Source organism: Psychrobacter glacincola, from assembly GCF_904846075.1.
GTDB lineage: Bacteria > Pseudomonadota > Gammaproteobacteria > Pseudomonadales > Moraxellaceae > Psychrobacter > Psychrobacter glacincola_C.
On record NZ_CAJGZH010000003.1, the window covers coordinates 117,178 to 135,095 of the forward strand.

A 17,918-nucleotide genomic window follows, 5' to 3' on the forward strand; every position below is an offset into this window, starting at 1 on the left:
TATCTATGCATCCTGAGTTAAAACATTCTGAGTTTCAGACATCTACCGTTAGCAATCCGCCAAGACGGCAATTTACTCGCCAGCGTCGTCAGTTAACAGATGGGGAGCGCAGCCAATACGCGCGCATGGCAAGTTTGCATTTAGTTAAGTTGCAACAGCGCTTAGCACCGCGTGCGCGTATTGGTTTATATTACGATGGCTTTGGCGAATTACCTACTCAGCCACTATTGGATTGGTATCAACGCTTAGGCTATTTTCCTTACTTACCAGTCGTTGGCTCACTTGGTCGTACTAGCAATAACAGCGATGATAAACATCTACGCTTTGTGCCTGTTTATCAATCAAAGCTGCTCAATATACCGACTCGCATTCATAGCTTAGGCATGAAGCAAAACCATCATCGCCGTCTACTTTGGGCACGAGAATTAGATGTGATTATTTGTCCGCTCGTGGCAGTAGATCTCAACGGCAATCGTATGGGCATGGGTGGCGGCTTTTATGATACGACGCTTGGTTACAGCTATCGATCAGGGGCAAAAAAACCGTTAAAGATAGGCTGGTGTTATGATTTTCAAGTGGTTGAACAATTACAGCGGCAACCGTGGGATGTGCCACTAGATGGCTTAATTACCCCAAGTGGCTTGAGGTGGTTTTGATGAAAGAGGATAAGCAAGCGATGGATACTAACTCTAGCGCTGATCATGTGGATGAGTATTTGCAAATGTTAGGTAACGAGGACGCTAGAGAGGTGCGTTACTATAGTCAAGAGCAACCTTTTAGTTCTGAGGAGATGACACGGCTAGTCAATGAAGAGCGTCTGAATAAACTGCTGGCGCAAAGCGATGCGTTTTTGCGTAGTTTTAATGATGGGATAAAAGATTTTGAAAATGACAATAAAGACCCATAGAGGATTTGCAAAGACAACAATGAGCTACTTTCGCTCAAAACCACTAAGGGTAGTTTTTGCTATCTTGTGGATCATTTTCGTCGGTCTTATTATCACTTTAGGTTTTAGCACAGATCCCTATTTACTTCACGTTCAGAATATTCCTCTTCCGCATCCCTATCCTATAGAATTAGTCGTTATATTAATAATAGGAATGCTGTTTCATTTAAGCTTACTGGTGACTATGGATGTATATATGGATAGTCGCTGGAAGTTTTTCACTATGCTGGGGACTAGCATTTTATTTTTATTTGGTTTCGGTATGATGGCGATGCATGCACCGCCGTCATTAAGTGGGATGATTTTTTGGACGTTTTTGTCCTCTTTACTATTTTTATTGCTTTGCTTTTGGCAGGTCTATTTATTTGTTTTAAGGCGATTTTTTCGTAGAGAATCAGTTTAATAACAAGGTAATTGACATTTTAAAGCTGGGTTAAAAACCCAGCCTACACCAAACTCTACTTAACTTTGATAGCCTACAACACCATCGCTGCAATCCAACCAAATATCAATAATGGAATGTTGTAATGCAAGAATGTCGGCACCACACTGTCCTTGATATGGTCATGCTGACCGTCGATGTTTAGACCAGAAGTAGGTCCAAGAGTCGAATCTGATGCTGGAGAACCTGCATCACCGAGCGCACCAGCCGTACCAATAATCGCCACGGTTGCCAATGGCGAAAACCCTAACGAGATACATAGCGGTACATAAATCGCCGCCAAAATAGGAATGGTTGAGAATGACGAACCAATACCCATGGTCACAATTAAACCAATTAACAGCATAATAAATGCAGCTATCGCTTTATTACCTGCGAATAATGACGCGGCACCATCAACTAATGGCTGAATCTGCTCAGTTGCTTTCATCACTTCTGCAAAGCCTTGCGCGGTAATCATAATAAAGCCGATCATCGCCATCAGCTTGATACCGTCATTAAAGACCGTATCAGCTTCACTCCATTTAACGACGCCCGTCGCCATAAAGACGCCAAAGCCAAACATCGAGCCAAGCAAAAGTGAGTCGGTATACATCTGCACCACAAATGCCGTCACAATCGCGGCAAGCGCCACCAACGTTTTCATCTTACTTTGTGTTTGCGCACTAGCTGCGGTTTTGCTTAACGCGTCACCCTCTAACACTTCATCATGCGCAGCTTTATCGATTGCTAGCTGCTGATACTGGCGCGGTTTACGGTAGCTGATAAATACGGCGACGAGTAAGCCTACAAACATACCCAAAGCCGGAATTGCCATGGCTTTGGTGACTGAGATGTTACTGATATCAATGCCTGCTTCGCCGACGTTTTTCAGCATGATTTGATTGAGATAAATATCGCCAAAACCATACGGAATAAACATGTAAGTAGTCACAAGACCAAAAGTCAGCAGACAAGCAATTAAACGTCTATCAATGTGCATGCGATTGAAGGCGAGCAATAATGGCGGTACTAGCAATGGAATAAAGGCAATATGAATAGGGATTAAGTTTTGGCTGAAGCAGCTCACGGTGATTAAACCTGCAAACAGCATGTATTTAATCATGCCACCTGCTTTTATACTTGGGCCGCCCGCATCAATGCGTTTGATCACCGCCCCTGCCAGTGACTGTGGCAATCCTGAATGCGCAATCGCCACTGCAAAAGCCCCAAGCAGCGCATAGGACAGCGCAATTTGTGCGCCATTACGGATACCTTCTTGAAAGGCATTCAAAGTATCGGTCATACCCAAACCAGCGATAAGTCCGCCTGCCAGCGCACCGATTAATAAGCTGAGTACCACGTGTACACGCGCCAAAGACAGCCCTAGCATGATGATGACTGCCAGCAGTACCGCATTGATGGTCATATATTGCCTCTTATTCTGTCTGCTATAGCCTGATTAAGACCTATTAATATCTCATGGACGATAGATATCACCCTCGCCTCTAAACCGCTTAACGCTAAAACCACCGTTTAAGACGCGCGTCAGTTTACCTTATTTTGCACACAAATCCTACGCACAGAACCCAATAGGTGTTAGCTATGCACTTATTACCCATGCTCTGTATACATTAAATTTCAGCTAATATTTAAAATTATAAATAACAATATGACTCGCAGTCTTTAGATAGATATAACTATTTTGCGCAGATAAGCGTGTGACTTTGCCCACAAGCCTTGCAATTTTATCGGTGAGCACCATTTATCTAAACATGAACCACGAACTTGACTTTACAAGTCTGGTGAACGAGGAAGAATATATGAGTGAACATAAAATTGCCCAAGACAATATCGACATCGATGTCGACGTTTCATCTACTGTTGCTAATGATCAGGAGCGAGACAGCGCGCCTGACGATACGACAGGTGATGTAGCTGTAACAGCTGATCGCGTTGAAGATGGTGATAGCAAAAATAGTGATGATAAAGATAATGATGACGACAACACTATTGAAGACGATGACGCAAAAGACGATAGTATAAAAGGTGACGGTACAGAAAACTATTTACCACTACTGGCATTGCGCGATGTTGTCGTTTATCCGCACATGCAGATTGCTTTGTTCGTCGGTCGTGAGCCATCGGTAAAGGCAGTTGAATTGGCACAGGCTGAGTACGGCAACAAAGTCTTGGTCGTGGCACAAAAAGACTCGCTGACTGAAGACATTGATCAAGATAACTTGTATCAATACGGTACGGTTTGCCGCATCGTCAGTACCATGCCACATGACAGTGATGAGAACTGCATCAAAGTATTGATCGAAGGTCAATATCGTGCGCGCGTTGATACTATAGAAAATCACGACACATTATTGATGGCAAGCTTTGAGCGTGCTGACCTTGATGTCAGTATGGATGAGAGCCAGCAGAAAAATACGATTCAAGCATTAACCACATTGTTTGAAAGCTACGCAGATGCGCGTCTGCGTAATGCTCGTGAGCTGACTCGTGTGGCAAAACGTATCGATGACTTGCTTGAGTTGGTATATTTCATCTCGACCCGTGTGTCGATGGATTTAGATATTAAGCAATCATTCTTAGAAAATGATGACCTTAAAACCCATATCAATACCTTAACCGAATATTTGGTTAAGCAGAGTGCTGAACAAAATATCGAGCAAGATATCCAAGAAGCTGTCCGTCAGCAAATGGAAGACAATCAGCGCGAATACTTCTTAAACGAGAAGATGAAAGCCATTAAAAATGAGCTGTCAGATATGAATGACGGCGCATTTGATGGCGAAGATGATGTGGCTGAGCTAGAGCAGCGTCTAGAAGATGCTGACTTGCCAGAAGATGTGCGTAAAAAAGCGGATCAAGAGCTGAAAAAGCTCAAGATGATGCCACCAGCATCAAGTGAATCGTCAGTGGTGCGTAACTATATTGAATGGATTTTGGACACACCGTGGAATGCCACAACCAAGGTTTCGATTAATTTAGAAAAAGCAAAAACGGTATTGGACGAAGATCACTACGGTTTACAAGATGTGAAAGACCGCATCTTAGAATACTTAGCCGTACAATCACGAGTGAAAAAACTTCGTGGTCCGATTCTTTGTTTAGTCGGTCCTCCGGGTGTTGGTAAAACCTCATTAGGCGAGTCGATTGCGCGCGCTACCGGTCGTAAGTTTGTGCGTATGGCACTAGGTGGCGTCCGTGATGAAGCGGAAATCCGTGGTCACCGCCGTACCTATATCGGTGCTATGCCGGGTAAAATTGTCCAATCACTAGCCAAAGTTGAAGTTAAAAACCCGCTATTTTTATTAGATGAAATCGATAAGATGGCGCAAGACTTCCGCGGTGACCCAGCATCAGCCTTGCTTGAAGTACTGGACCCATCACAGAACGATACCTTTAACGACCATTATTTAGATATGGACTTAGATTTGTCGCAAGTGATGTTCATCTGTACTGCTAATAGCATGGATATCCCGCCTGCTCTGCTTGACCGTATGGAAGTCATTCGTCTACCGGGTTATACCGAAGAAGAAAAGGTCAATATCGCACAGAAGTACTTAGTGCCAAAAGCGATTAAGAATAACGGTCTCAAAGAAGGTGAAATTGAGATTGTTGAAGCGGCACTACATAGCATCGTGCGTAGCTATACCCGTGAAGCAGGTGTGCGTAACCTTGAGCGTGAAGTGAATAAAATCTGCCGTAAAGTTGTTCGCGGTTCGGTTGAGATACATGGCGCCCGCGCTCCGAAAAAAGCAGAACGTCAGCTAGTGACAGTCGATGACAAAAACATCGATGACTATCTCGGTGTGCATCAGTATGACTACGGTCTGGCAGAAGAAGAGCCTGAGATTGGTCGTATTACTGGTTTGGCATGGACGCAAGTCGGTGGCGAGCTATTAACCATCGAAGCAGTGGCGATGAAGGGCAAAGGTGAGCTTAGCTTTACAGGCTCACTCGGCGATGTAATGAAAGAGTCAATTCGTGCAGCAATGAGCGTGGTCCGTGCTCGCGGTGATAGCTTAGGGATTGATTATGAAACCTTTAAGACTACTGACGTCCACGTGCATATGCCTGAAGGTGCCACGCCGAAGGATGGCCCATCGGCTGGTGGTGCGCTCACGACGGCGCTAGTCTCCGCCTTAACTGGCATTGCCATTCGTCCAGATATTGCGATGACAGGTGAGATTACCTTACGCGGTAAAATCCTACGCATCGGTGGTCTAAAAGAGAAGCTGTTAGCTGCGCATCGTGGTGGTATCAAGCATGTGTTGATTCCAGCGACTAATGAGCGTGACTTGGCCGATATCCCTGATAACGTCAAAGCCGGTCTGACCATTCAGCCAGTGGCAACGATTGATGAGATATTGAAGGTTGCATTGGTCAGTATGCCAGTTCCGCTTAAGCCTGCGAAAGTAACGGTCGATAAAACCTCAAGTAAAGCGCTGCATAACTAATCTGATTAGTTACTAATCCAGTCTTATAAATCAGAAAGCCGCTCATCATAACGATGGGCGGCTTTTTTTTGGCAAAAATAAAAAACAATCTGGTTAAAACTCTGTGCTATATTTTAAACAAATGTTTATTTGGTAATAACCATAATGTTAAACCACCTGATTTTAAACCGCTTAACTATATCCTTATTACTTACTGTTTCGTTTTCTTTAGCGTTAACAGGCTGTCAGTCCAATATTGCAAAAGATAACTCTATACCTACTAACTCAATGATGACGGGCTTTAGCACTTCTACCCCAATATCATATCAGCCCATCATAAAAACTGAAAAGCTGGAAGAAAAAATTGTAGTGGTAGCTGATGAAACAGCTAACGAAGTTACGACGCTGCAATGGGCAAGTAATTATCATTGGCAGTTAACACAAGTTAAAGACAAAAAAAGCAACGCTATTAATATTAACACTGACGCGCCGATTACTTTAGAAGTAGCGCCCAGTTCGTTAAGCTTGTTTCAAGGCTGCCAACATTTTGCTATCAAATTCGTATGGATGTCCGCACCGCCTTTTGAGTATGGTAGCGAGCTTAGAGAAAGATCCTCGACCTGCGAAAGTGCTACTGAAAACAAAGCAAATGAAGCAAATGAAGCAAATGAAGCAAATGAAGCAAATGAAGCAAATGAAGCAAATGAAGCAAATGAAGCAAATGAAGCAAATGAAGCAAATGAAGCAAATGAAGCAAATATCAAAAAGTTATTTCCTAACGATAATAATATTATTAAGTTAGATGTTGAGCTATTACCAGTCGCAAAAAGCAAACTCGTTAATACTCAGATTGTATCAAAAAACTTGGTCGTTAAAATCGAAAATGGCAATACGTTAACATTTGATGGTACACCTAGGACATTTAAAGAACCGACTGGACTGCCTATTGATAAAGCATTGTTAGAGCGCTATGACTGGCGACTGGTTAGCGCCGTTCGTAATACTATTAATGACAAAGGGCAGGTAATATCTTGAGAGTCTATTGGTCATTTTTATCATCCAGAGTTTCCAGTGTCGTTAAAATTTAGAGGGTATGACGATAGTCAATACGCATTTTTTAGTTCTAGCTGCAATGGTATCGGTGGTCCTTATATTTTGATGAAAGATTATACATTGCTAGTTGGCTCGGGACCACAAACGCTCATGGGCTGCGGTGTTACTGGTAATAGAATTGAGGGCGAGCTTGCTAAGCTTATTAGTAATAGCCAGAGCACTCTTAGTTTGAGTTTGCAACCTTCACAATCAATATCGCCAACAGCAGACGATCAGACTGATATGCCTCGCTATAATTTATTGCAAACAATGGAGACTGCCGAAACCTTAGTATGGCAAAACGAAGTAAAGAAAATACCGTAAACAATTTTCAAACCCATACGATACTTACATTTATTAACCGATTGTTGCGCATTTGATGAATAACTATATCTAATCCTTAGCTATACTGATGACGACATTAACGAATGTTTATAGAAATCAAAAGGTATTTATCTATAAACCTTCAAGAGTTAGCTTCTTATCAAAAATAACTAAGTATTAAAAATAATTGGAGATAATAATGAATAAGACGATGCTTGCAAGTGCGCTATTATGTGGTTCAGCGTTAGTAATGACGGGTTGTCAAACCGTCGAAGGTCAAATGCAAACTGGCAATCCACTTAGCCAACCTGCCTTAAAATCTACTATCAATGCAGTCGCTGGTAATAAAAATGAAGTGGGTCAAGTATTCTTACGCCCTGTGGATGGCGGCGTACAAGTTTACGGTAAGCTGATGAATTTGCAGCCGGGCAAGACAGTCTCACTACATATCCATGAAACGGGTAGCTGTGCTGATATGGGTAAAGCGGCAGGTGGTCACTTTAATCCTGACAATAAGCCTCACTCTAATCCTGACGATATGAATGGTCATGCTGGCGACTTGCCTAACCTGACTGCCAATGCAGATGGCGTGGCTACTATTAACTATGTGAATAAGAAAATCTCTGTCGCTGATGCTGGTAAATATAGCGTTAATCGTCTAGCCTTTATCGTGCATAGCGGTGCTGATGACTATACTAGCCAACCAGCTGGTAATGCAGGCGACCGCGTTGCTTGCGGTATCATCGAAAAGAACTAATAGCATATGAACTTAGCTGTTATTGATATCACAAATATGAATAGCACAAAAAAACCTCTTAGATTCTAAGAGGTTTTTTTTGTTCAAAATTTTATAGCTTAAAACAATATTGGTGATACAGAAGCTCATATATTAACAATCAATCATCAAGATAAAAAGTAAAGGAGACTTACTCCTCTACCCACTTGCCATTACGCCAATACACACCCCAACGTGTGGCCTTGCCATTTTTCTCAGAGCCGATATATTGCTCCTTCTTCTTACGTGACCAGCGTAAAATGGTTGGATTACCATCTGGATCTTCATCTGGACCTTCAAACAAATACTGAAATTTATCTTCCATTTTATCTTTGATTTCGCGTAGCTCAGCCAGCTTTGGTGCGCGTGTCTCGCGTACTTTCGGGAATTTAGAAGCCGCCAAGAACATCCCAGCTGCTCCTTCACGCAAGATAAAGTAGTCATCGTGCTTGGTTGATTTCAGCTCTGGTAGATGAATAGGATCCATGCGCGGCGGTGCGGCTTCGCCTGTTTTTAACACTTTACGGGTGTTATCACATTGCTGACAAGCGAAGTAAGGACCAAAACGTCCCGTCTTTAGCTCCATTTGTCCATCGCACTTATTACAGTCAATGGTTGGAGAATCAGAGCCAGGCACTTCGAATTTGCCTTCTTCTAAGACATAACCATCACAATCAGGATTGTTACCACACACATGCAGTTTCAGACCGCCATCGACGATATAACCATTCATTGCCGTGCTACATTTCGGGCAACGCTTTTTCTCCATCAAATCGCGAACTTCTGCCGCTTCATCATCACCTTCTGCCTCATCAAGATTGGCAAAAGCTTCGACGGGCATTAAGTTCTTAGTGCCTTTACAGCGCTCTTTTGGCGGTAAATTATAGCCAGTACACCCTAAGAATACACCCGTTGAGCCAGTACGTAATTGCATTGGACGATCGCAAAGATCGCAATGCACGTCTGGTACGTCAGTTGGATCATTTGGACGCATGCCGTCTTTTTCTTTGGCGCGATCAAGCGTTGTTTTGAAGTCGCCATAGAAATTATCAAGGACATCTTTCCAATCTGTATCACCTTCTGCCACATGGTCAAGCTTGTCCTCTAGCGCGGCGGTAAAGGTATAATCCATCAAATCTGGGAAGCTTGCGGTTAGTCTGTCGGTAACGATATCACCCATTTTTTCAGCAAACAGGCGCTTGTTCTCAAGCTTCACATAGCCGCGATCTTGAATGGTCGAGATGATAGACGCATAAGTTGATGGACGACCGATGCCCTTTTTCTCAAGTTCTTTCACCAAACTTGCCTCGGTATAGCGCGGTGGCGGCTTGGTGAAATGCTGACTCGGATCGAGCTTATCTAGTATTAATTTATCGCCTTTTTTCACATCTGGTAATAAGGTATCGTCAGTTTTTGCCGGTGGCATAACTTTGGTATAACCATCAAATACTAACGTACGACCACGTGCTTTTAACTCGACATCATTGGCAGCGACGAATAGATTCACTGACAAGTATTTTGCTGGCAGCATCTGACAAGCGACAAACTGACGCCAAATCAGCTCGTACAGGCGGATGGCATCACGCTCAACCCCTTTAAGCTGCGTTGACTTCATATTGACGTTAGAGGGACGAATCGCCTCATGCGCCTCTTGTGCGCCTTGTTTGTTGCCGTAGAAATTTGGCTTTTCGGGTACGTATTTTGCGCCATAGCTGTCTTCGATATAGCCACGTACCGCAGCAAGTGCATCACCAGATAAGAAAGTCGAGTCGGTACGCATATAAGTAATATGACCCGCTTCGTATAAGCGCTGCGCCAAAATCATGGTCTTTTTAACTGAAAAGCCCAATCGTGTGCTGGCTGCTTGCTGCAATGTCGAGGTGATAAACGGCGCACTCGGACGCGATTGCGTTGGCTTCTCTTCACGCTCTTTGACGATAAAGTCACTTGAGTTAAGAGTTTCTAAGACTTTATCTGTCTGCTCTTTATTGACGAGCTTAAGCGTTTTGCCGCCTTGCTTGGTCGCCTCTAAGCGAATCGCAATTTGCTCAGCGTCCTTTTTGCTATTGGCAACGTGAGTATCGGCATGAATTTGCCAATACTCTTCTGGTATAAAGGCGCGAATTTCATGTTCTCTTTCTACGACCAAACGCATAGCAACTGACTGAACGCGACCTGCAGAGAGACCGCGAGCAACCTTTTGCCACAGCAGCGGCGATACCATGAAGCCAACGACACGGTCTAAAAAGCGCCGCGCCTGTTGGGCATTGACACGATCGATATCAAGTTTGGAGGGCTGCTTAAAGGCATTTTGAATGGCAGATTTGGTAATCTCGTTAAAAACCACACGCTCATACTTACTGTCAGCGCCGCCGATGACTTCTTTAAGATGCCAAGCAATCGCCTCACCCTCTCTATCCATATCCGTTGCCAGATAGATTTTGTCAGCGTCTTTGGCTAAAGCTTTCAGCTCTTTGATAACCTTAGTCTTGTTAGGTAACACTTCATAAACTGCTGCCCAGTCATGTTCTGGATCGACGCCCATGCGCCGTACCAAGGCTTGCTGGGTTTTTTCTTCTTTGCTTAGACTGTCATCTTTTTTGGTCGTTGTTGGTTTTTTTGCACTTTTGCTTGCGCCAACTGGTAGATCACGGACATGACCAATACTGGAGCGCACGATAAAGTCATCGCCAAGGTACTTATTGATTGTTTTTGCCTTGGCAGGTGATTCTACAATCACCAAAGACTTGCCCTTTGGACTGCCTTTGGGATTACCAGCAGCGGGCGCTGGACTTTTTTTGGTTGCGGTTTTTGCCATATGTGACGACACCATTATTATATGAGTAAATTAAAAGTAAGAATAAATACAGCAGCATGGCAATTTATAATTGTGAGTTATAGTAGCGCGGTGAATCATTATAGTAATAGCTGCTTAAAAAAACGTTTATAAAACAAACAATAACCATAAGATAAAGAGTCAGTTATAAAGACGTTACACTGCTAAGCGTTACACTGTCAACTGTAAATGACTGAGAGTTTGCCAAAAGTGCTTGCATATTGCTTATAAATGGAGATTAAAAAATGATTTTCTACCTTGTAGCCGTTTTATAGGCGCTTTTGCATCTCTGACGCCCATTGTTCAAGCTGTTTTTTGAGCACCAACAAATCTGCTTCGATCAATTTTTGCTGATAAGCAGGATTGGATGAAGGACGCACATAAGCGATATCTTCCCAATAAATCACGATACTATTGGCCTTAGTCAGCAAACCTTTAACAAACGGCTCAATACTGACTGGCAAATCTAGCGGTGCTTTATCCAAGCTAAAATTGGTCTTCTTGATAATCGTATTATTAGTGCTGTTATTAGCACGAATCGCACTTGGAATCGTGAGCTTAACATCATCTTTGCTTGTATCGACAAAACTACTATCTGGTCGCCATTGCCCATCAATCACTTGATAGCGTGTGTGCGGCAGCTGCACATCATCTAACACCAAACAGTATTGACCTAACATTCCACGCCCATATTCGTTGTCTTTACCTTTGATCCAATCAGGACAACTCACCAGCTTTGGATTCAATTGTAAACGACGCGCGGTCATGCGCAGCTTATCCAAACGCTGATCGATACCGTTAGGTTTGAGCGCCATCATACTCCCTAATACAAATAGTACAATGATAACGCCAATGAATGTTCCCATGATGGTCCGGCCTTTTGGATAAATGAAAATGTACTAAAAAATAAAACCGCTATTATCTATACAACAGGCTACAACAAAGACAGTGATTGCCCAGCTAACTATAAAAAAGCAATCATTGATTGTTTGAGCAGTAACTTTTAACCAGTCATTTTCTAACCAGTAGCGTTCTAATGAGCGGCTGTTTCACGAATGATTGTCTAAATACTGGCTACTATATAGAAGCTTATAATGAGCACGAACCGTTAAAAATCAAGCATGATGAATTGATAACCACCAATCACTCACGTTTTCGAATCTCGATGGCTTGGCTATATGTGCTAATAGATCAAACACTTAACTCGAATAAAAAACAGCATAATAACGAGATACAAAAATTTGTCATCATCAAAAAGTGCTATGATAAACCATAATTTTAAACGCGCGCAGGTTTATTATGAATTATCTTCTTAAGCGAAACTCATCGACCGCTTCACTAGCGAGCAAATGTGTCCATCAACTCATGAGTAAAACTGGGCTTACCCTCTCGCTAGTAGGCGCTGCCTTATTTACCCTATCAGGCTGTGCAACGACGCAAAATCTTACCCCGCAGCAATGTCAAGAAAGCAACTGGCAAGAAGTCGGCTATGCTGATGGCTTACAAGGGCGTTCAGGTGCTTATTTCGGTCATTACGCTGATAGCTGCGCAAAGGTAGGTGGTCCCATGCCCAACCGCATACAATGGGAGCAAGGGCGACAGCAAGGTCTCAAAAGCTACTGCACCGAGCTTAATGCTTATAAACTTGGTCGCGAAGGCTACGACTGGCAGCCCGTTTGTCCGCTCGAAGGCATCGAAAAGCTAGAAGAAGCTTACGCGCAAGGACGTTACTACTATATCCGTCAACGTGATCTCGATTACCTACGTTCGCCTTATCCGTTTGGCTACGGGCCTGGGCGCTTTGGTTACGGCTATCATCCCTTTGGCTATGGCTGGTAAAAAGAAAACCCCAATGAGTACTTAATTTGAGGTTTAAGTACTCATTGAGGCTGGAGAAAAGTTTATTATTTTTGTTTTATTATTATATTAGCTACCTTTTTGATGGTTGGCTATCTAACAAACATCATATGATAATCATATCGTTTATAGACTCGCCTTATTCATTGACAAAGGCTATCTTGGTAAGTCCTGCTTGACTGGCAGCGGCTAGCACTTGAGCAACCGTGTCATACTTACTGTCTTTGTCAGCACGCAATTGTACAGAAGGGTCTTTACCTCCAGCACTTTGCTGTTGTAACCGTGCCTCTAACTCCTCCATGCTAATCGCATCGCTGTCCCAAAATATCCCTGCGTCTTTATCGATGCTAATTTGAATAGCCTCTGGTGGCGCCTCATTTAACGCAGCACTGGTCTTCGGCAACTCTAGTGGCACTGTCGGATTCAGTACGGTCGCCGTCAATAGAAATATAATCATCAATACCAGCATGATGTCGATAAGCGGAATGAGGTTCATCTCACTCATACTTTGACTGTCATCATCACCCAATTGAAATGCCATAATCACTCTCAATACATTTGGTTATTCGCAATATAGCTCGCTTGACTATCGCCTAACGGACTGTCCCATCAATGGATAATCGTTAAGGCTGCGACGCGGCTGAATTATGATAATGAGTCACTTGCTGAGCATCTGCTGCGTTTGAGTGCATACCCTTTGCTAACGAATCTTGGGTAACAGTCGATTTGCTGTCCGTTAACGGCTGCTGGGTAACGACCATTTCGGCAGAACGTGCCAATAAGTCATGCGCTCTATCGTTGGCGTGATACATCACGCGGCGATTGATACGCACTGCAAGGTTATAAAATACCACGGCTGGAATCGCCACGGCGATCCCCAAACCTGTCATGATAAGTGCCTCACCGACTGGCCCTGCTACTTGTCCCAAGCCTGCTTGCCCACTCATGCCAATGTTATGTAGCGCATGAAAAATTCCCCATACCGTCCCAAATAAACCGATAAATGGCGCAATTGCGGCTGTCGTCCCAAGAATAGGTAAGCCGCGCTCACTGGCAAAACGGTAACGACCAATATGCTTGAGTAAGATCTGCTCAGTAACCAAACGGCGAGTAGTGGCATCTGCTGCTATCATCTCAGCCTGTTTTACTTGAATCTGCTGACTCAAATCATCTGCAACATTGGCGGCCAATTTGCGGCTTTGTAGCACACGAATGATGCCTGTTACCCAAGAAAGAATAGATAAAGCAAGCAACAAAAAGAACAACGTTTTTGTCACCATGTCGCTGATTTGCCAGTATTGCATAAAGTCCATGTCAGACTCCTTTGTATTTTATTACCATTGTTCGATTATTTGCGATTGCGCCGATGCTTGGTACTAATAACCATGTATTTATGGCACATTATAAGTAACAGGTAATGTGACATTACCGACGACTGGCACGCCATTTTTAGTAAAAGGTCTGAATTTTCCAGAGCTTACTTGACGCTGCGCCTCTTTATCTACTATTGAATTGCCTGAAGATTGAGCAACCCGGGCGCTATCAATACCGCCCTGCTTATTCACTCTTAATATCAATACCACTTTGAATGTATCACCCGAAGATGCTCTACGAGCGGCTCGAGTAGGAAAGCTAAAGTTTGGCGCTGATGCCCAGTCTGCAGCACTAGCAGTAAAGCTCACGGGTTCATTACTTGCAGCGGCTGCTGCTTTTTGCTCGGCATCTTTAGCCGCTTTGTCTTCTGCTGCTTTTCTGGCATTCGCTTCGGCTTGAGCCTCTTGGGCAGCCTTGGCATCGGCTATTCTCTTAGCGTCTTGCACTGCTTTATCATGGGCTTCTTGAGCGGCCTTTTGTGATTCTGCTGCTAGAATTTTACGTCGTTCTTCAGCTTCACGTTGACTATCAGCCATTGAGGTATCGACTTTCGATTCTACTATTGGCTTTTTCGACATCTCTTTTTTAATAATGTCAGGCTTCTTTTTTTCTACTTTTACGACAGGTGCTATATCAGCCTTTTTGGCTTTTACCACCGGTTTTTCTGGTGTATTTTGCTTAGCCTTCACTACTGGAGCTACTTTAGGTTTTGACGGTGCCGGTTTTTTAGGTTCAGGTTTTTTAGGTTCAGGTTTTGACTCTGTTTTAGGCGCTGCTTTTTTGGGCGTTACTTCCTGAACTTTTTCTACTTCAGGGACGGCCGTTTTGACAGGTAACGTCACCATCTCTATCTCGATAGGTGGGGTGTCTTTTTTTGGTTCAACTTTTATCTCAGGAGTCTTGATCGCCACCAATGCGACTGCCGTCAGCACGTGCAAGCCCACCACTATAATAATAGCTGCGAGTATCAATTTAAGTGGTGGCGCGTCTAAATCCGTTGAACTCATAACACCCTAATATTCATTAACCGAGGTAGAATGGCGTAGATAATAATGCAAACGATAATTATTATCAATAATAAATTTATAATAATTTTGCTTAGCAGGCAAATGATTAGCTAATAATTTAGCGTTATTAATAAGCAAAACCTACTTAATCATTCGACCATCCTTTCTCAAATATCGCTATACAGAGTTATTTTGCCAAGGCCGCCACAAATCATAAATAAAGTGACGTAATAAAAACCATTATCATTTGTATTGATAATGAGTCTCAATTAATTTATCATAGCCCCTAATCGACTGCGAATCTTTAAGATTACAAAATCTCAAGATATTAAGGCATGTTGAACGTCTCAATAGCTAAGCGTAAAAACAACCCATAAAAAATCATAACGTCAAAAGTAATACCGTCGAGCATTGTATGGTGTGAAGCATTACATCGATGAAGTTCTTTTTACTTTTATATGACCGATTATTTGATACATCCTTTGTCCAACCAGCTGATATACCGAGTTATTTATGTCTATTACTTTATTGCCTAACCGCTCTACTCCTTTTTTCAAACGCCCTTTACTGACTGCCATGGTGACCGCTCTGGTTGCTACGATCAGTGTGACAGGTTGTAGCTCACCTGAATCTAACGACTCCGAGCCCGCTGACGCTAAGACTGAAAATCAAACAGCAGATCATGCCTCGAATGTCGCTAATAACGATGCGGTCTCTGTTGAAAAAATCACGGTCGACACGGTAAAAGGTAATGTCGACTTGGCAATGAATCCATCGCCGTTGGTGGTCTATGATATGACGTTGATGCAGGATTTGGCCGCGCTTGATGTTGCTGTCGATGGTATGCCAAGCGGTCTAAAATTAGACAACTTACAGTCTAAGACACAGCCTGAACCAAAAACTGTCGGCACCGTATTTGAGCCAGATCTTGAGGCGTTGAACGCGATGCAGCCGCAAGCTATCTTGGTCGGCTCACGCATGGCAGAAAAATATGATGCGCTGTCCAGTATTGCGCCAACGCTCGACATGACGATTGATACCGCAAATATCTATGAATCGAGCAAGCAGCGTTTGCATGATTTGGGTGCATTGTTCGGTAAGAGTGCTCAGGCAGCGAAACTGCAAGGCAATATCGACGGGCTCATTGATGAGACCAAAACATTAACCAAAGATAAAGGTAAAGGCTTAGTGGTCATGGTCAACGGCAATAAGCTGTCTGCCTACGGCGACAAATCCCGCTACGGTTTTATCCATACCGTACTTGATATTCCAATGGCAGATGACCAAATCGCCGATGCGCGCCACGGTCAGCCAATCTCGTTTGAATACATACAAAAAACCAATCCAGACTGGTTATTCGTCGTCGATCGCAGTGCCGCCATTGGTGAAGATGGTGCTGGTGCCAAAGCCGTATTGGACAATCCATTGGTCGCGCAAACCAACGCATGGAGTAAAAATCAAGTGGTTTACCTTAGCCCAGACTCATACCTTGCCTTTGGCGGTTATTATCAATGGATGCAGGATTTGACGACCATCAAAGAGGCTTTTGCTAACGCTAAATAAATGATGCGTTAAATAAGCAATATGCTAAACAAGCGTCATTCGTTTTTAGGCAACTGTCATCACTGTCAGTTGCCAACCCTCACTTTAAGCCAGTAGCTGATATGCCGTTATTTTCCTCTCGTGCGCAGACCAGCGTCAAAGCCCGCCCTACTTTACCAGCCGAATCAACGAGTTGGCAAAAAAGCGCAAGCCGTGGTCTAAGCTCTAAAAATCGCCGTGCTTCTATACCGCCGTGGTTAATCAACACGGGCAGCCTCATTATTATGGGGCTTTTGGTGTTATTAAGCTTATCAATTGGTGTGGCTGATTTTTCGTGGTCAGGTATATTTCACAGCCTTATCAACCATAGCGCCAACTCCGACAGCTCACTGCTACTGGTCAGTCGCCTACCGCGTACCATCGCTATTATCTTGACCGGTGTTTCCATGGCAGTTGCTGGGATGATTATTCAAGTGGTGCTCAAAAACCGCTTCGTTGAGCCATCGATGGTCGGTGCAACTCAAAGCGCCGCACTGGGATTATTGGTGGTTAGCCTGCTATTTCCAGCCAGTGCGCTCATTGTCAAAATGGGTGTGGCTACCATCGCCGCGGTATTTGGTATGATGCTGTTTATGCTACTGATCCACCGCATTCCGCCGACGGATTTTTTAATGATCCCGCTAATTGGTATCGTCTTCGGTGGCATTATCGAGGCAGTGACGACCTTTATTGCTTATCAAACAGAATCGTTACAGATGCTCAGCGTTTGGCAGTTTGGTGATTTCTCTGGCGTCTTAGCAGGTCGTTACGAGCTGTTATGGCTGACAGGCGGATTGTGCGTGCTGGCGTATATCATTGCTGACAAGCTGACCATCGTCGGTTTGGGTGACAATATCGCGCTCAATTTAGGCATCAGCAAACGACAAGTGACGTGGGTTGGCGTTGGTATGGTGGCGATGATGAGTGCAGTTGTCGTTGTCACCGTTGGCATGATTCCTTTTATTGGTTTGGTCGTGCCTAATATCGTCAGCCGATTGATGGGGGATAAATTGCGCCGTAGCTTACCAGCAGTGGCATTATTGGGCGCTTCGGCAGTGCTATTGTGCGATATTATTGGACGCTCGATTCGCTATCCATTTGAAGTGCCTGTTGCGACGGTTTTTGGGGTGGTCGGTACAGTACTGTTTTTATGGCTATTATTACGTGCGCCTGCTGAACAATAAAATAGCTCGTCATAAAGTTTTTATTCATAACGACTGATCAAACCTCTTTGCATCTTCTCTTTCTTTT

At 43.6% G+C, this 17,918-nt stretch carries 16 protein-coding genes; 10 read left to right on the top strand and 6 right to left on the bottom strand.

Annotated elements, in window-relative coordinates; translation table 11 throughout:
• Window positions 1–5: 5 nt before the first annotated feature.
• Genes JMW85_RS11590 through JMW85_RS11600 form a run of 3 tightly spaced genes read left to right on the top strand, consistent with a single transcriptional unit; the run spans window position 6 to window position 1,349 of the window.
• Window positions 6–656, top strand: coding sequence for a 5-formyltetrahydrofolate cyclo-ligase (locus JMW85_RS11590; protein WP_201581885.1), 651 nt, complete (start codon window positions 6–8; stop codon window positions 654–656).
• The gene (locus JMW85_RS11595; RefSeq protein ID WP_201581886.1) at window positions 656–907 is read left to right on the top strand and encodes a hypothetical protein; all 252 of its coding nucleotides are present in this window, start codon (window positions 656–658) and stop codon (window positions 905–907) included. The genes JMW85_RS11590 and JMW85_RS11595 overlap by 1 nt, the downstream gene beginning before the upstream one ends.
• Window positions 888–1,349, top strand: a complete 462-nt coding sequence (locus JMW85_RS11600; protein WP_060491666.1) for a hypothetical protein — start codon at window positions 888–890, stop codon at window positions 1,347–1,349. Before JMW85_RS11595 ends, JMW85_RS11600 begins: the two co-directional genes overlap by 20 nt.
• A 73-nt stretch (window positions 1,350–1,422) precedes the next feature.
• On the opposite strand, the gene JMW85_RS11605 is transcribed toward JMW85_RS11600, so the two are convergent.
• Window positions 1,423–2,796 carry a Na+/H+ antiporter family protein gene (locus tag JMW85_RS11605; protein WP_201581887.1) on the bottom strand — a complete coding sequence of 458 codons (1,374 nt, stop codon included), beginning with the start codon at window positions 2,794–2,796 and terminating at the stop codon, window positions 1,423–1,425.
• Window positions 2,797–3,409: 613 nt separating this feature from the next.
• On the opposite strand from JMW85_RS11605, the gene lon reads away from it, so the two are divergent.
• The 4 genes from lon to JMW85_RS11625 all read left to right on the top strand — a co-directional run bounded on the left by lon (window position 3,410) and on the right by JMW85_RS11625 (window position 7,994).
• Window positions 3,410–5,842, top strand: coding sequence for an endopeptidase La (gene lon / locus JMW85_RS11610; RefSeq protein ID WP_201582156.1), 2,433 nt, complete (start codon window positions 3,410–3,412; stop codon window positions 5,840–5,842).
• A gap of 144 nt (window positions 5,843–5,986) precedes the next feature.
• A complete protein-coding gene (locus JMW85_RS11615) occupies window positions 5,987–6,856 on the top strand; it encodes a hypothetical protein (RefSeq protein WP_201581888.1) in 870 nt (289 codons plus the stop codon).
• Window positions 6,857–6,979: 123 nt separating this feature from the next.
• The gene (locus tag JMW85_RS11620) at window positions 6,980–7,237 is read left to right on the top strand and encodes a hypothetical protein (RefSeq protein WP_201581889.1); all 258 of its coding nucleotides are present in this window, start codon (window positions 6,980–6,982) and stop codon (window positions 7,235–7,237) included.
• Window positions 7,238–7,436: 199 nt separating this feature from the next.
• Window positions 7,437–7,994 (top strand): superoxide dismutase family protein, encoded by a 558-nt coding sequence (locus JMW85_RS11625; protein ID WP_045444459.1) that lies wholly within the window; start codon window positions 7,437–7,439, stop codon window positions 7,992–7,994.
• Between the two features lie 169 nt (window positions 7,995–8,163).
• On the opposite strand, the gene topA is transcribed toward JMW85_RS11625, so the two are convergent.
• Window positions 8,164–10,830 (bottom strand): type I DNA topoisomerase, encoded by a 2,667-nt coding sequence (topA, locus tag JMW85_RS11630; RefSeq protein ID WP_201581890.1) that lies wholly within the window; start codon window positions 10,828–10,830, stop codon window positions 8,164–8,166.
• Window positions 10,831–11,117: 287 nt separating this feature from the next.
• Complete coding sequence (locus tag JMW85_RS11635; protein WP_201560366.1) at window positions 11,118–11,714, bottom strand: hypothetical protein; 597 nt, start codon at window positions 11,712–11,714, stop codon at window positions 11,118–11,120.
• Window positions 11,715–12,213: 499 nt separating this feature from the next.
• Between JMW85_RS11635 and JMW85_RS11640 the strand changes: the two genes are divergently transcribed.
• Entirely contained in the window at window positions 12,214–12,687 is a 474-nt protein-coding gene (locus tag JMW85_RS11640; RefSeq protein ID WP_109589456.1) for a DUF2799 domain-containing protein, read from the top strand.
• A gap of 157 nt (window positions 12,688–12,844) precedes the next feature.
• Here JMW85_RS11640 and JMW85_RS11645 read toward each other — a convergent pair whose 3' ends face one another.
• The 3 genes from JMW85_RS11645 to JMW85_RS11655 form a co-directional block, all read right to left on the bottom strand.
• A complete protein-coding gene (locus tag JMW85_RS11645; RefSeq protein ID WP_045444454.1) occupies window positions 12,845–13,246 on the bottom strand; it encodes an ExbD/TolR family protein in 402 nt (133 codons plus the stop codon).
• Between the two features lie 82 nt (window positions 13,247–13,328).
• The gene (locus JMW85_RS11650; RefSeq protein ID WP_201581891.1) at window positions 13,329–14,018 is read right to left on the bottom strand and encodes a MotA/TolQ/ExbB proton channel family protein; all 690 of its coding nucleotides are present in this window, start codon (window positions 14,016–14,018) and stop codon (window positions 13,329–13,331) included.
• A 78-nt stretch (window positions 14,019–14,096) separates the two neighbouring features.
• A complete protein-coding gene (locus JMW85_RS11655) occupies window positions 14,097–15,086 on the bottom strand; it encodes an energy transducer TonB (RefSeq protein ID WP_201581892.1) in 990 nt (329 codons plus the stop codon).
• Between the two features lie 513 nt (window positions 15,087–15,599).
• Between JMW85_RS11655 and JMW85_RS11660 the strand changes: the two genes are divergently transcribed.
• Window positions 15,600–16,649, top strand: a complete 1,050-nt coding sequence (locus JMW85_RS11660) for a siderophore ABC transporter substrate-binding protein (protein WP_109589459.1) — start codon at window positions 15,600–15,602, stop codon at window positions 16,647–16,649.
• Between the two features lie 101 nt (window positions 16,650–16,750).
• Window positions 16,751–17,851, top strand: a complete 1,101-nt coding sequence (locus JMW85_RS11665; protein ID WP_201581893.1) for an ABC transporter permease — start codon at window positions 16,751–16,753, stop codon at window positions 17,849–17,851.
• Window positions 17,852–17,918: the final 67 nt, after the last annotated feature.